At 34.6% G+C, this 13,223-nt stretch carries 15 protein-coding genes and 1 other annotated feature; of the genes, 10 read left to right on the top strand and 5 right to left on the bottom strand.

The window, feature by feature from the left end; all coding sequences use genetic code 11:
- The first annotated feature begins 17 nt into the window (after positions 1–17).
- From RWM24_RS04550 to dltC, 3 genes are all read left to right on the top strand, one after another.
- A complete protein-coding gene (locus RWM24_RS04550; protein WP_314112023.1) occupies positions 18–878 on the top strand; it encodes a MetQ/NlpA family ABC transporter substrate-binding protein in 861 nt (286 codons plus the stop codon).
- A gap of 100 nt (positions 879–978) precedes the next feature.
- Positions 979–2,148, top strand: a complete 1,170-nt coding sequence (locus tag RWM24_RS04545; RefSeq protein ID WP_314112021.1) for an amidohydrolase — start codon at positions 979–981, stop codon at positions 2,146–2,148.
- 12 nt (positions 2,149–2,160) lie between these two features.
- Entirely contained in the window at positions 2,161–2,394 is a 234-nt protein-coding gene (dltC, locus tag RWM24_RS04540; RefSeq protein ID WP_314112019.1) for a D-alanine--poly(phosphoribitol) ligase subunit 2, read from the top strand.
- 164 nt (positions 2,395–2,558) lie between these two features.
- Here the strand turns inward: dltC and RWM24_RS04535 are convergent, their stop codons facing one another.
- From RWM24_RS04535 to RWM24_RS04520, 4 genes are all read right to left on the bottom strand, one after another.
- A complete protein-coding gene (locus tag RWM24_RS04535) occupies positions 2,559–3,125 on the bottom strand; it encodes a TlpA disulfide reductase family protein (protein ID WP_314112017.1) in 567 nt (188 codons plus the stop codon).
- 107 nt (positions 3,126–3,232) lie between these two features.
- The gene (locus RWM24_RS04530) at positions 3,233–3,658 is read right to left on the bottom strand and encodes a pyridoxamine 5'-phosphate oxidase family protein (RefSeq protein ID WP_314112015.1); all 426 of its coding nucleotides are present in this window, start codon (positions 3,656–3,658) and stop codon (positions 3,233–3,235) included.
- Between the two features lies 1 nt (position 3,659).
- Entirely contained in the window at positions 3,660–4,142 is a 483-nt protein-coding gene (locus RWM24_RS04525; RefSeq protein WP_314112013.1) for a glutathione peroxidase, read from the bottom strand.
- Between the two features lie 9 nt (positions 4,143–4,151).
- On the bottom strand, positions 4,152–4,919 hold the full coding sequence (locus RWM24_RS04520; protein WP_314112011.1) for a Cof-type HAD-IIB family hydrolase: 768 nt from the start codon (positions 4,917–4,919) through the stop codon (positions 4,152–4,154).
- Positions 4,920–5,083: 164 nt separating this feature from the next.
- On the opposite strand from RWM24_RS04520, the gene secG reads away from it, so the two are divergent.
- The 4 genes from secG (at position 5,084) to smpB (ending at position 8,933) form a co-directional block, all read left to right on the top strand.
- A complete protein-coding gene (secG, locus tag RWM24_RS04515) occupies positions 5,084–5,317 on the top strand; it encodes a preprotein translocase subunit SecG (RefSeq protein ID WP_006703884.1) in 234 nt (77 codons plus the stop codon).
- 80 nt (positions 5,318–5,397) lie between these two features.
- Entirely contained in the window at positions 5,398–6,126 is a 729-nt protein-coding gene (locus RWM24_RS04510) for an alpha/beta fold hydrolase (RefSeq protein ID WP_314112009.1), read from the top strand.
- A 3-nt stretch (positions 6,127–6,129) separates the two neighbouring features.
- Positions 6,130–8,457 carry a ribonuclease R gene (rnr, locus tag RWM24_RS04505; protein ID WP_314112008.1) on the top strand — a complete coding sequence of 776 codons (2,328 nt, stop codon included), beginning with the start codon at positions 6,130–6,132 and terminating at the stop codon, positions 8,455–8,457.
- 11 nt (positions 8,458–8,468) lie between these two features.
- Positions 8,469–8,933: an SsrA-binding protein SmpB gene (gene smpB / locus RWM24_RS04500; RefSeq protein WP_006703881.1), complete on the top strand. Its 465-nt coding sequence runs from the start codon at positions 8,469–8,471 to the stop codon at positions 8,931–8,933.
- Positions 8,934–9,296: 363 nt separating this feature from the next.
- Here smpB and RWM24_RS04495 read toward each other — a convergent pair whose 3' ends face one another.
- Positions 9,297–9,494 (bottom strand): hypothetical protein, encoded by a 198-nt coding sequence (locus tag RWM24_RS04495; RefSeq protein WP_314112006.1) that lies wholly within the window; start codon positions 9,492–9,494, stop codon positions 9,297–9,299.
- A 153-nt stretch (positions 9,495–9,647) separates the two neighbouring features.
- Positions 9,648–9,876 (top strand) — a binding site (T-box leader).
- A gap of 127 nt (positions 9,877–10,003) precedes the next feature.
- Here RWM24_RS04495 and RWM24_RS04490 point away from each other — a divergent pair.
- The 3 genes from RWM24_RS04490 to RWM24_RS04480 all read left to right on the top strand — a co-directional run bounded on the left by RWM24_RS04490 (position 10,004) and on the right by RWM24_RS04480 (position 12,658).
- A complete protein-coding gene (locus tag RWM24_RS04490) occupies positions 10,004–10,861 on the top strand; it encodes a MetQ/NlpA family ABC transporter substrate-binding protein (protein WP_314112004.1) in 858 nt (285 codons plus the stop codon).
- 65 nt (positions 10,862–10,926) lie between these two features.
- A complete protein-coding gene (locus tag RWM24_RS04485) occupies positions 10,927–11,952 on the top strand; it encodes a methionine ABC transporter ATP-binding protein (protein ID WP_314112002.1) in 1,026 nt (341 codons plus the stop codon).
- Positions 11,945–12,658, top strand: coding sequence for a methionine ABC transporter permease (locus RWM24_RS04480; RefSeq protein ID WP_314112000.1), 714 nt, complete (start codon positions 11,945–11,947; stop codon positions 12,656–12,658). The genes RWM24_RS04485 and RWM24_RS04480 overlap by 8 nt, the downstream gene beginning before the upstream one ends.
- Positions 12,659–13,223 lie beyond the last annotated feature (565 nt).

Below are 13,223 nucleotides of genomic sequence, written 5' to 3'. Positions count from 1 at the left end.
GAAAGAGGAATTTATAGATGAACATTAAAAAATTATTTGTAACAGCATTAGCAGGATTAACATTAGCAGCATGTGGACAAGCTGCACAAACTTCTTCAAACTCAAACCAAGCAGCAGATGCTAAAAAAGAAGCAAAAACAGTAAAAGTTGGGGTAAACGCAGGAAACCATGATGTATGGGATGACGTTATTAAACGCTTAAAAGAAAAAGAAAACATCAATGTTGAATTAGTAGAATTTACTGACTATGTACAACCAAACCAAGCATTAGAAAATGGAGATGTTGACTTAAACTCATTCCAAACAATTATTTACTTAGAACGTTTCAATAAAGAACAAAATACTCATATCAAACCAATTGGATATACAGTAATTGCTCCAATGGGTGTGTACTCTAAAAAAATTAAAAACGTTAGCGAGTTAAAAGATGGCGATACAATTGCAATCCCAGAAGATACTTCTAACAACTCTCGTGCATTACGCTTACTACACGCAGCTGGCGTAATCAAATTAAAAGATGTAAACAATACATTAGCAACTAAAGATGATATCGTAGAAAATCCTAAGAAAATTAATATTAAAGAATTACCAGCTGGACAAACAGCTCGTGCTTTAGACGATGTAGCAGCTTCATTAATCAACAATGGTTTCGCAGTTGAAGCAGGATTCCAACCAACAAAAGATTCAATCTTTATCGAAGAAATCACAGATTCATCTCAACCATACTACAATGTTATTGCTGCTAAAGAAGGTAATGAAAACAACGAAGTTTACAAAACAATCGTTAAATACTACCAATCACCAGAAACAGCTAAGAAAATTGAAGAAGTTTCAAAAGGTGCAAACGTACCAGTTTGGGAAAAAGCTTCTTTAAAATAATCGATTAATTAGATTATTTAACCATTTATTTTATCATCATTTATCTCCTAAGAGGCATGCTCGTCATGCCTCTTTATTACAATAGAAAGAAGGAATTTTAATGAGTACGATTAAAGAAAAAGCATTTGCTCTAAAAGAAGAGTTAGTAGTCTTAAGAAGACATTTTCATGAAAATCCTGAAGCTAGTTTAAAAGAATATAAAACGGCAGAAAAAATTCAAGAAGAATTAACAAAATTAAATATTCCATTTGAAAAAATTGCTGAAACAGGAACATTAGCCATTATTAAAGGAGAAAAAGGAGAAGGAAAAACAATTCTTCTTCGTGCAGATATTGATGCCTTAGAATTACCAGATTGTACGAATAAATCGTATTCTTCTAAAAATGAAGGATTAAATCATGCATGTGGTCATGATGCTCACACAGCAATGGGATTAGGGACAGCAAAAGTATTAAATAGTATTAAAGATACATTTGCAGGAACAGTGTATATTGCTTTTCAACCAGCTGAAGAAATTGGAGCAGGTGCAAAACAATTTGTAGCTTCAGGAAAAATTGATTCAATTGATGAAAGTTTTGCTATTCATGTGAATTCAGGATTACCATTAGGTTCATTTGCTGTTCAAGGCGGACCTGTGAATGCCTCTTGTGATATTTTTAAAATTAACGTTAAAGGAAAAAGTTCGCACGTAGGTCGTCCTCATTTAGGGCATGATGCATTAGTAACAGCTAGCGAAATCGTTGTTGCGCTACAAACAATTGTCAGTCGTGAAGTGGATCCAGGAGATAGAGCAGTAGTAGGTGTTGGTAAATTACATGCAGGTACACGTTATAATATTGTCGCAAATGATGCTCTATTAGAAGGAACCATTCGCGCCTTTAGTCATACTACAAGAGCTCATTTAAAAGAAGCAGTAACAAGAATTGCACAAGGAATTGCGTTTACACATCGTTGTGAGGTAGAAATTGATTGGTATGATGCAGCCGCTCCAGTGATTAATACTCATGAATTAGCAGAGAAATTTCAAACAGTTGCTCAATCCATTGATTCGATTAATAATATTATTACCAAATATGAATTAACAATGGGTGCGGATGATTTTGCAGATTATTTAGTTGGAAAACCAGGAGTATATGGACTTTTAGGAAGTCAATCAAGTGTAGAAACAGCTTATGGTCATCATCATGAAAAATTTGATATTGATGAGGCTGTTTTACCAATTGGAGTGGAATTAGAAGTAAGTTATATTTTAAATCGTTTAGCAAATTAGAAGTAGAACAATATGGAAGAAAAAATTTTGAGTATTTTAGAAGAAATTTGCGAAGATGAAGTTGTCTATGAAGATAAGGATATTAATTTAAAAGAAGAAGGATTGATGGATTCATTAGCGTTTGTAGAATTATTGGTAAGGTTAGAAGAGTTTGGACTTGAAGTAGCTCCTACTGAAGTGACTTATGGGGAAATTGATACGCCGAATAAGATTATTGAATATGTGAAAAAAAGAATATTAAAATAAATCAAAATCACCATAAAAATTGCAGTATTTACTCCAGCTGTATTATCAATCTTAGCAGGTCTAGGATTAGTAGCACCACAAGGTAAAAAAGAAGACAAATAAAAATTGAATTCTTAAATGACAAAAGGATGATGGGCAGTACCCATCATCCTTTTTTTGCGTTTTTATAATCCTTTCAAAGCTTCTTCAATCGTTGCTTTATCTTTTACTTCATCGATCACATGTTTGATAGTTCCATCTTGTCCCACAAAAATCATCGTTGGAATTGAATGAATTTCTAAAGCTTTTTGGAAGCTTTTTTCTTTATCTGAGTAATAGTTGAATTCTAGTCCTTTTTCTTTTAAGAAGGCTTGTGCTTTTTCAGGTGTTTCTCCTTTAACGAGTAAGTTGACTAAGATGAATTCAATAGAATCTTGATAGTCTTTTCTTAATTCATTTAGAATTGGAAGTTCTTGTTGGCAATCTGGACACCAGCTAGCCCAAGCAACATAGACAACTTTCTTTCCTTTAAAATCATCAGGAGTTTTTTGTTGAGAATCTGCTGTAGTAAAAGTAAAGTTAGGTAATGAATCTCCAATTAAATCAGTGGTAGATTTTTCTTTTGCTGCAGTTGTTGTAACTGTAGTTGTTGTAGTATTGTTTGTAGTTGATGTTGATTGACAACCTGCAGCGAGTACAAATAGACTTCCGAATAGAATAGAATGAGTTAGGAATTTTTTAGAATTTTTCATAAAATATCTCTCCTTTAAAACGATACGTTCATTGTATCACATTGGATGGAAGAAAAAAAGGAACCTTCAAAAGGAAGGTTCTATCTATTTTAGTGAGTTTTTGATAATTAGGCTTGAATGCTGAATGTATATTTATGTCCTTGAGTTAAGCTGTGATAAAAGCCTTTTCCTTCATATAGTTGGAATACTTGTACACTTGCACGTTGCTCATCATCTGGATATACATTTTTAACAAATGGATTTCCTGCTAAAATTTCTTCTAGACCTTCTTTTCCAATTTCACGTACTTTTCCTTCAATACGAATGACTTGAATTAAGTAATCATCGTGTGAAAATGCCGCAATTGCAACGTTTGGGTTTTCTTGTAATTGTTTGTAGAAATGAGTTTGTGGACTTGTCATAAAGAACACTCCATGTTCATTTGCCACGCCGATGTGGATTGGACGAGAATGAGGTTTTCCATCTTTATCCACGGTAGCAAAAATGGCTACTTCTAAGTCCTCTAAAATGCGTAAAATTTCTTCTGTATTCATATTAACACTCCTTATTTAATAATTGTTTTATTTGTTTTTCAATGGATAATGGAGAAGTAGTCGGTGCAAATCTTGCGATGACTTCTCCGGATGCATCTACAAGAAATTTTGTAAAATTCCATTTAATCGAACTGCCGAATAGTCCCTTTGTTTCTTCTTTCAATAGTTTGAATAATAGATGAGTTTCTGGCCCATTCACGAGTACTTTGCCAAATATTGGGAAAGTGACTTGATAATTGAATTGACAACTCGAAGCGGCTTCCTCTGCGCTTAATGGCTCTTGATTCCCAAACTGATTACATGGGAAACCTAGAACGCTAAAACCTTGTTCGTGGTATGTTTCATATAAGCTTTGTAATTGGGCAAACTGTGGCGCTAATCCACATCCGCTAGCGGTATTGACAATGAGTAATACTTGCCCTTTATAGGCTTCTAATGTACTTGTTCCATCTAATGTAGGAACTTCTATTTCATAAAGTGACATGGCTTCCTCCTATATTAATTGATAATGTTTTAATCCTTGAATGACGCCACCTTTATCGTTGTCTGTACTAATATAGTCTGCTTTATCTTTTAAAAGGGGAATAGCATTTCCCATGGCGATAGCAATATCGACTTCTTGGAACATTTCTAAATCATTAGCGCCATCTCCAAAAGCGTATGTAGTGATAGACTCCGTATTTAAGGTGTGGATTAATGTTCGAATGCCTGTTGCTTTAGAATTTCCAGCGGTAATAACATCCAATGCATAAGGAAAATTCCGGATAAATCTTAATTCTGGAAAAGCTTGCTGATAAGCTTCATCATTATTGTCTTTTGAAAGTAATAGCATCATATTCACGACTTGCTCTTTATAAAATTCTGGAACAACATCCGGTGTTGGTGTATGAATATATCCATAGGCTTCTTGTGCAAAGGGGACTGTTTCAATGATTTTAAAAGCATCAACATTATAACAGGTCATTCCATGTCGATTTTCTTTTGCAAATTGCAGCAGTCTTTCAATTGTTTCTTTTGGAATTTCATGATGAATTAATGTTTCACCTTTGAAAATCACCACTTGTCCATTCATAAAAATTCCAGAATGAATATTCGTAGAGCGTATTACTTCCGAAACTTCGATAGGAGATCTTCCTGTTGCTAGAAGTGGTTCATAGCCGTTATCCTTTAATTGTTGAATCGCTTCTATGACATCAGGGTCGACTTGACCTGTTTTATTTAACAGTGTTCCATCCAAGTCAAAAAACACTAAACCTTTCATAAAAACCTCCTTTTCATATTACGTTCATTATATCACGAAATTAGAAAAAATAGGGGATGGATGCTTAAAAAATGTACTGAGATAAATAAATTAAGAGCAATTGGTAGTAATTACGGTATATTTGTGGTAGAATTGAAAGGAATATTAGATGAGGAGGAGATCCTTTGTATCAAACAATTTTAACATTGATGATTATTATTAGTGTCTTACTAATTATTATTGTAGCTATGCAACCATCAAAAACAAATGCAGCAAATTCCTTATCGGGCGGTGCTGAGCAATTATTCGGAAAAACAAAAGCACGTGGATTTGAAGCATTCTTAATTCGAGTAACTGTCGGATTAGGAGCAATCTTTATGATTTTAGCAGTAGCCTTAGCGTACATTTCATCAAAATAAAAATGATTAAACACAATGTTGAAGGAGTATCTCTAAGACATTGTGTTTTTCTATATGGAAAATATCAATTAAGGGTAGGAGTGAACAACTTGGAAGCAATTTGGTTAGAAGAAACAACAAATAAACGGGTGGTTATTTTATTTCATGCATATACTGGGAAGTCATCTGACCTAAGGATGTTAGCTTCATTTTTACATCGACATGATTATGCGGTGTATGTCCCTACTTTTAGTGGACACGAGCATTCAAATGTGAATGAAATTTTAAATGAAAATCCTGATAAATGGTATGAAGATGCAAAACAGGCGGTTCAATTTGTGAGAAATCAAGGGTATTCAACGGTTGCTGCGTTAGGATTATCCATGGGAGGAATGATGGCAGCAGCCTTAGCAACCAATCAATTAGTGGAAATTGCGGGAACATTTTGTTCACCTGTATCTACGAGAAATGCACAATTACCAGATTTATTGAAGAGTTTTATGGCATTTGCAAAAAATGCTCAAATGAGCGAGGATGCCATCATTGAATTAGAAACTAAAGCAAAACAACAATTAGCAGATTTACATGATTTTTCAGCTAAAGTGGCAGAAAACTTAGAACAGGTGACAGGACCTTTTTATATTGCGCAAGGGGAATTGGATCGATTAGTCGATCCTGAAGTATCGATTGAAATGAAAGAAGCATTAGTGAATGCAGCCGTTGATTTTCATTGGTTTGAACAATCAGGGCATGTCATTACAGTCGGAAAAGAAAAAGCAGCATTTCAAGAATCTGTATTAGAATTTTTAAACCAACAAGAATGGAGGTAAGAGATGAGAGAATCATTGAGAACAGTTTTGGTGTCTTTTTTTGAAGAATATGCACCAGAAAGTTTCTACGTAAAGGAAATTAGTGAGCATTTTGGGATGAATCAATCTCAAGATTTTAAAATATTAGTCAAAGAATTAGCCGCATTAGAAGAAGAAGGCGTCTTAGAATTAAATCGAAATGGAAAGTTTGGATTAAATCCTTTAAATCAAACATTAAAAGGAACGTATCGTGCCAATGACAAAGGATTTGGATTTGTTACAGTAGTCGAAGGAGAATCAGATATTTTCATTCCTCGTGGAGATACAATGAGTGCGATGGATGGGGATGAAGTAGAATTAGTAATTACAGAACCAGCCGATAGCTATCGTCAACGTTCTGCGACAGGGAAAATTGTCCAAATTATTCAACGCTATACCACTCAAGTGGTAGGGATTTATACTCGATTTAGTTCTGAAACTGCTGAAGATACAGGTTATTGCGGTGAACTAGTTGTCAAAGATAAAAAATTAGCAGGCACTCGTTGTTTAATTCGTCCAAATGGTTTGCATCCAGTAGATGGAACAGTGGTCATTGTAGAATTAACGAAATATACGAATGAAAAAAATCGTTCTTCATTAGAAGGAATTGTTGTCAAAGAAATTGGGTACAAAGATGCCGTTGGAATGGATATTTTAATGATTTTACAACAATTACATATTCCAACAGAATTTCCACAAGAAGTAATCGAGCAGGCAAATCTTGTTCCTGAAGTCATCACAGATGAAGATCGAAAAGGGCGTAAAGATTTACGTGAACAATTAACGGTGACAATTGACGGAGCAGATGCCAAAGACTTAGATGATGCCGTTGCATTAACAAAACGTGAAGATGGAATATTTGAATTAACCGTTTCGATTGCGGATGTATCGTATTATGTGACAGAAAATTCAGCTATCGATAGAGAAGCATTTGAACGTGGAACAAGTGTGTACTTAACAGACCGTGTCGTTCCAATGTTACCACAGCGATTATCGAATGGAATTTGTTCATTACATCCACATGAAGAACGATTAACGATGTCTTGTCGCATGGAAATTGACCGTAGTGGAACGATTTATCAATATGAGATTTTCCCAAGTATTATTCGTTCAGATATGCGATTAACATACAGTTTAGTGAATGAATTGTATGAGAAAAAAGAAGTTGAAATTCCAGATGAAATTCAGCAAATGTTGTTGGAGATGAAAGAATTACATCATATTTTAGAAAGACGAAGAAAAGAACGTGGTGCGATTGATTTTGAAACACATGAAGCAAAAATTATTGTGGACGAACAAGGCGCACCGATTGACATTCAAATTCGTGAACGTGGAGTTGCCGAACGATTAATTGAATCCTTTATGTTAGCGGCTAATGAAACAGTTGCGATGCACTATCAACGGAAAAATGTTCCATTTATTTACCGTGTCCATGAACAACCACAACAAGAAAAAATGCAACGTTTCTTAGAGTTTGTCACAGCATTTGGCATTAATATTAAAGGAACAAGCGACACCATTAGTCCGAAAAAACTGCAAAAAGCTTTAGATGAAGTAAAAGGGGAAACATATGAAGCAGTTGTATCGACAATGATGTTACGTTCTATGAAACAAGCTAAATATGATATTACACCTTCTGGACATTATGGATTAGCAGCAGAAGATTATACTCACTTTACTTCACCGATTCGTCGTTATCCAGACTTAATTGTTCACCGTATGATTCGTCAATACGAAGGTACTGGAAGTTTCTTATCGAAGCAACAAGAAGAATTAAATGCTTCTAAATTAGAAAGAATTGCGGATCAATCGAGTAAAATGGAACGTTTAGCAGTTCAAGCAGAACGTGAAGTAGATGCGATGAAGAAAGCTGAATTTATGGCTGATAAGATTGGACAAGAGTTTGAAGGAATTGTTAGTTCCGTTACCAAGTTCGGAATATTCGTGGAATTGCCAAATACCGTTGAAGGTTTAGTGCATATTACGCATATGAATCAAGATTACTTTAACTTTATTGAAAGTCATATGGTCTTAATTGGTGAGAGAACAGGAGTAACTTATCGAATTGGAGATCGTGTTAAAGTAAAATTAATTAAAGTTGATGTAGAAGCGCATGAAATTGATTTTATTTTAGCGGCGGATAATGCAGATTTGATTAATCAAAACAAACGTCCAACTAAAGGAAAAGAAGCGCCTAAGAAAACTGCGAAAAAAGAAAGCAGAAGTAAAAAATCAAAGAGGTCTTCCAAAAATAAAGGAAGACAACATTTTAAAGCGCAAGCAAAGCAAAAGCGTAGAAAAAAACATTCGTAAGGAGAATTCGGATGCCAAAAGGAACAGATAATAAAGTTTTAGCGCAAAATCGTAAGGCGAATCATGATTATACGATTTTAGATACGATTGAAGCAGGTTTAGTATTAACGGGAACGGAGATTAAATCGGTTCGTCAAGCTAGAATGAATTTGAAAGATGGTTATTGTAGTTTTAAAAATGGAGAAGCTTTTTTAGTAGGGGTTCACATTAGTCCGTTTGAGCAGGGGAATATTTTCAATCATGATCCGCTTCGTACGAGAAAGTTGTTATTGCATAAGAAACAAATTCAAATGCTTGAGCAAGAGGTAAGACAGGCAGGAAATACGGTTGTTCCATTGAAGGTTTATATTAAAAATGGGGTTGCCAAGTTGTTGATTGGAATTGCGAAAGGTAAGAAAAACTATGATAAACGTGAAGCGTTAAAACAAAAAGATATAAAACGAGATGTACAGAGAGAGTTAAAAAACTATCGTTAACTACGAAAGACTGTTCTTTTGTTGCAAGGTCGCCAGCAGCCAGCTAATGCTGTCTCATGGCTAAATTTCGAGCCTTAGTCTCGAAATTTCCCGTGTAATAGTAGCCGATATGGCTACTATTACTTTTGCAACGGCGAACAGTCTTTCTCCGTTTTACGTGAGGAGATGAGACGATGTTTAGGATAGTGACTTCCAAAATAGTAGCATAGGACGGCAGTAGCCTCATTAAAACGAGTCTCATGCCTAAAAATCAAGCCTAGGGTCTTGATTTTTCCTTGTGAAAGTAGCCGAGTTTCGGCTGCTTTCACGCATGCTACTATGAGGAAGTCTTTCTCCGTTTTTCGTAAATAAATAAGGGGACTTTTAGAACGAAGAAGTATTCTTGATTCTTTCTTTTGCTCGGGTAAAAATTTCTTTGTGGGAATATCTTGTGGAATGTTCTTCAGCGTATTTATCTGCAAAATCTAATTCATTTTCGATAGAATGAATTATTGATAGTGTTGTTTCTGTAATGTTTTCTGGCTGTTTTATTGATTTTGAAAAAGTTTTAATTCTGTTCATATTAAAAGCTCCTTTGTTTTCATTTTACCATAAATCACTTCCTATCATGCAGAAAAGCTATGGAATGTAATAGTTAAAAACTATATTGAATATTTATCTAAAGTCGTTGACAATAACTTAAATATATATTATATTATCTACAACAGATAAATAACTGATGCAATGAACAGATAAGTAAATAAAAGCGAACGTAAAAAGAGAGTCCGGTTGGTGAAAAAGGATGCAGGAACTTTATTGAAAATGGTCTGGGAGCAACAGAAGTGATGAAGCTTCTGCGAATGGTGCCCGATACCGTACTAGAGTATACAAGAGTGTACTTATAGAGTAACAAGCTGTGAAGTTTGTTAAAAATAGAGTGGTAACGCGATCCTTCGCCTCTAGTCAAAAACTAAGGTGGAGTTTTTTTATGGCTCAAATACTTATAACATCAATTATCTGATTCGACGATTGACGGAAAGCGCGCCCGTTAATCATCATTAATCAATGGAAAAGAAAAGGGGAATTTATTTATGAACATTTCAAAATTAATTAAAACAGCAGCGTTAGGATTAGTAGCTACAACATTAGTAGCATGTGGAAACGGAGCATCTCAATCAAAAGATGCAGCAACGACAGCAGCTCCAAAAGTGGAAGACAAAAAAATTACAGTAGTAGCTTCACCTGCACCACACGGTGAAATTTTAGAAGCAGCTAAATCAATTCTTAAAAAAGATGGATATGATTTACAAATCAATATCGTAAACGACTACGTAACACCTAACCAAATCGTATTCGGAGGAGATGCAGATGCTAACTACTTCCAACATACACCTTACTTAGAAAAATTCAACAAAGAACATAATGAAGATTTAGTAAGTATCGGTAATGTTCACATCGAGCCAATGGCTATTTATTCTAAAAAATATAAATCTCTAGCAGATTTACCAGAAAACGCAACAGTATATGCTTCAACAAACCCAGCTGAAGTTGGTCGTTTCTTATCATTCTTCACAAAAGCAGGTTTAATTAAATTAAAAGATGGAGTTAAACCAGTTGACGCTCAATTAAGCGATATCGTTGAAAACAAAAAGAACATTCAAATTAAAAATGAAATTGCTCCTGAATTATTAGTTTCAACATTTGAAGCTAACGAAGGAGATGCAGTAATTATCAACTCAAACTTCGCAATTGATGCAAAATTATCTCCTAAAAAAGATTCAATCGCATTAGAAGATGAAAGTTCACCATATGCAAACTTAGTAGCAGTTAAACCAAAAGATAAAGATTCTGATAAAATCAAAGCTTTAATCAAAGCATTACAAAGTGATGAAATCCGTAAATTTATCTCTGATAAATATGCAGATGGATCTGTAATTCCTGCAAAATAATGATAAAATAAAAGGTGTGGCACGCGCTATTTGCCACACCTTTTTAGAGTATAAGGAGAAGAATAATGATTAAAATACAAGAAGTTTCTAAAATTTATCATGGCAAACAAGGGACAGTTGAAGCAGTCAAAGATGTTTCATTAGACATTAAAAAAGGCGAAATTTTTGGTATTATCGGTTTTTCAGGGGCAGGTAAAAGTACATTAATTCGTTTGTTAAATGGTCTTGAATCTGTTACAACTGGTCATATTTTTGTCAATGATAAAGATATTACTACATTAAAGAAAAAAGAATTATTACAAGAGCGTCGTAAAATTGCGATGATTTTCCAACATTTCAACTTATTATGGTCTCGTACAGTTGAAGAAAACATTGCATTTTCATTAGAAATTGCTGGAGTGGCAAAAGATATTCGCCAGAAAAAAGTAGCCGAATTAATTGAAATTGTTGGATTAACAGGAAGAGAAAAATCTTATCCATCTCAGTTATCTGGTGGACAAAAACAAAGAGTGGGGATTGCTCGTGCATTAGCCAATGATCCAGAAGTATTATTATGTGATGAAGCAACAAGTGCGTTAGATCCAAAAACAACAAAAGATATTTTGAATTTATTAGTAGAAATTAATAAACGTTTAGGGTTAACAATTGTATTAATTACGCATGAAATGCATGTCGTTCGTCAAATTTGCCATCGTGTTGCTGTAATGGAACAAGGTAGAGTAGTTGAAACTGGGGAAGTATTAGAAGTATTTAAAAATCCTCAACAAACGATTACAAAACAATTTGTTGGTGAAGAACGTTCTGAACAAGATTTAGCAGATGTTTTTGATCATTTATCAACTTCACTTCGTCCGGGAGTAGCTGTTCGTATTCAATATTTAGGGGATACAACAGCAGAAGGAATTTTATCAGAAGTTATTCGTAAACTAGATGTTTCAATTTCGATTTTACAAGCGCATGTAAATGTAACGCAAAAAGGTGTGCTTGGAAGTATGATTATTTTAATTGAAGAAGAATCTGCTAAAGCTGAAGAAGTGATTGATTACTTAAGAAAAGCAGAAATTATTGTGGAGGTACTAGAAAATGTTTAATGTGTTTTTAGCTCAATCGAGTTTTTCAGAATTATTCCAAGAGATGTTGAGTTTTAAAAATGTAGATTGGAATGAAGTTATTAAAGCGACAAATGAAACAGTTTATATGAGTTTTCTATCTACTTTCTATGTGTTCATTATTGGTTTAGCACTGGGTTTGTTTTTATATTTAACAAGTCCTGGTAGAAGTTTAGAAAATAAATGGGTGAATTTATTCCTTTCTGGAATTATTAATATTTTCCGTTCGGTTCCATTTATTATTTTACTGGCTTTATTAATGCCTTTTACGAAAGCGTTAATGGGAACTATTTTAGGACCTAAGGGTGCGATTCCAACTTTAGTGATTAGTGCAGCTCCGTTCTATGCTCGTTTAGTGTCAATTTCTTTAAATGAGATTCCTTCTGGGGTTGTAGAAGCGGCAGAATCAATGGGTGCTACGACTCGTCAGATTATTACGAAGGTGTTAATTCCTGAATCACTTCCTGCGTTAGTGTCTGGTATTACGGTAACAACGATTGCGTTAGTAGGTTCTACTGCTGTTGCGGGTGTTATTGGTGCTGGGGGATTAGGGAACTTGGCATATATGATTGGTTTTACTCGTAATAAGCAGGATATTATTTTCGTGGCGACGGTTGCGATTTTAATTCTTGTGTTCTTGATTCAATTTGTCGGAGACTATGCGGTGAAGAGGATCGACAAACGTTAATTTATTTAGAAATAGACTTTGCTTTATAGTAGCGGCGGACGCCAGCAAACCTTCGGTTTCATGGCTAAAATTCGAGCCTTGGTCTCGAATTTTCCGGTAATATAATCTGACTCTGCAGATTATATTACTTGTGCTACTATGCAAAGTCTTTTCTTATGGACGGGTGTTTATTAGAGTACGTATAAGAGATTGACTTTGCTTTGTAGTAACGGTTGTACGTTTTCTTGTTAATGCCGTTACACAACCTTTTATACGCATAAAAAATGAAAATACAACCGACTTTTCAAGTAGCATTGGTAATAGAAACTGTCGCAGCAGTTTCTATTACTGGGAAATTTGAGACCATAGGCTCAAATTTTAGCCAAGAGATTCGCAGAGCGAAGCTACTGGCGTCCATTGCTACAACTCTAAAAGACGGTTGAATTTTAATTTTAGTAAATGACCCCAAAAAGTAAATCTGTTAGTGCCGTTACATAACCTTTTATCCGCATAAAAAATGAAAATACAACCGACTTTTCAAGTAGCATTGGTAATAGAAACTGTCGCAGCAGTTTCTATTACTGGG

Origin of the sequence: uncultured Granulicatella sp. (genome assembly GCF_963516875.1) — a bacterium.
In the GTDB taxonomy this organism is placed as follows: Bacteria; Bacillota; Bacilli; order Lactobacillales; family Aerococcaceae; genus Granulicatella.
The sequence above is the reverse complement of the archived record's forward strand: the minus strand, read 5'-3'. Positions and strand labels throughout refer to the sequence as shown.

Bases quoted from the DNA above. Each gene is read 5' to 3' on its own strand.
- RWM24_RS04550 (WP_314112023.1), top strand. From the start codon at position 18: ATGAACATTAAAAAATTATTTGTAACAGCATTAGCAGGATTAACATTA.
- RWM24_RS04545 (WP_314112021.1), top strand. From the start codon at position 979: ATGAGTACGATTAAAGAAAAAGCATTTGCTCTAAAAGAAGAGTTAGTA.
- dltC (WP_314112019.1), top strand. From the start codon at position 2,161: ATGGAAGAAAAAATTTTGAGTATTTTAGAAGAAATTTGCGAAGATGAA.
- RWM24_RS04535 (WP_314112017.1), bottom strand. From the start codon at position 3,125: ATGAAAAATTCTAAAAAATTCCTAACTCATTCTATTCTATTCGGAAGT.
- RWM24_RS04530 (WP_314112015.1), bottom strand. From the start codon at position 3,658: ATGAATACAGAAGAAATTTTACGCATTTTAGAGGACTTAGAAGTAGCC.
- RWM24_RS04525 (WP_314112013.1), bottom strand. From the start codon at position 4,142: ATGTCACTTTATGAAATAGAAGTTCCTACATTAGATGGAACAAGTACA.
- RWM24_RS04520 (WP_314112011.1), bottom strand. From the start codon at position 4,919: ATGAAAGGTTTAGTGTTTTTTGACTTGGATGGAACACTGTTAAATAAA.
- rnr (WP_314112008.1), top strand. From the start codon at position 6,130: ATGAGAGAATCATTGAGAACAGTTTTGGTGTCTTTTTTTGAAGAATAT.
- smpB (WP_006703881.1), top strand. From the start codon at position 8,469: ATGCCAAAAGGAACAGATAATAAAGTTTTAGCGCAAAATCGTAAGGCG.
- RWM24_RS04495 (WP_314112006.1), bottom strand. From the start codon at position 9,494: ATGAACAGAATTAAAACTTTTTCAAAATCAATAAAACAGCCAGAAAAC.
- RWM24_RS04490 (WP_314112004.1), top strand. From the start codon at position 10,004: ATGAACATTTCAAAATTAATTAAAACAGCAGCGTTAGGATTAGTAGCT.
- RWM24_RS04485 (WP_314112002.1), top strand. From the start codon at position 10,927: ATGATTAAAATACAAGAAGTTTCTAAAATTTATCATGGCAAACAAGGG.
- RWM24_RS04480 (WP_314112000.1), top strand. From the start codon at position 11,945: ATGTTTAATGTGTTTTTAGCTCAATCGAGTTTTTCAGAATTATTCCAA.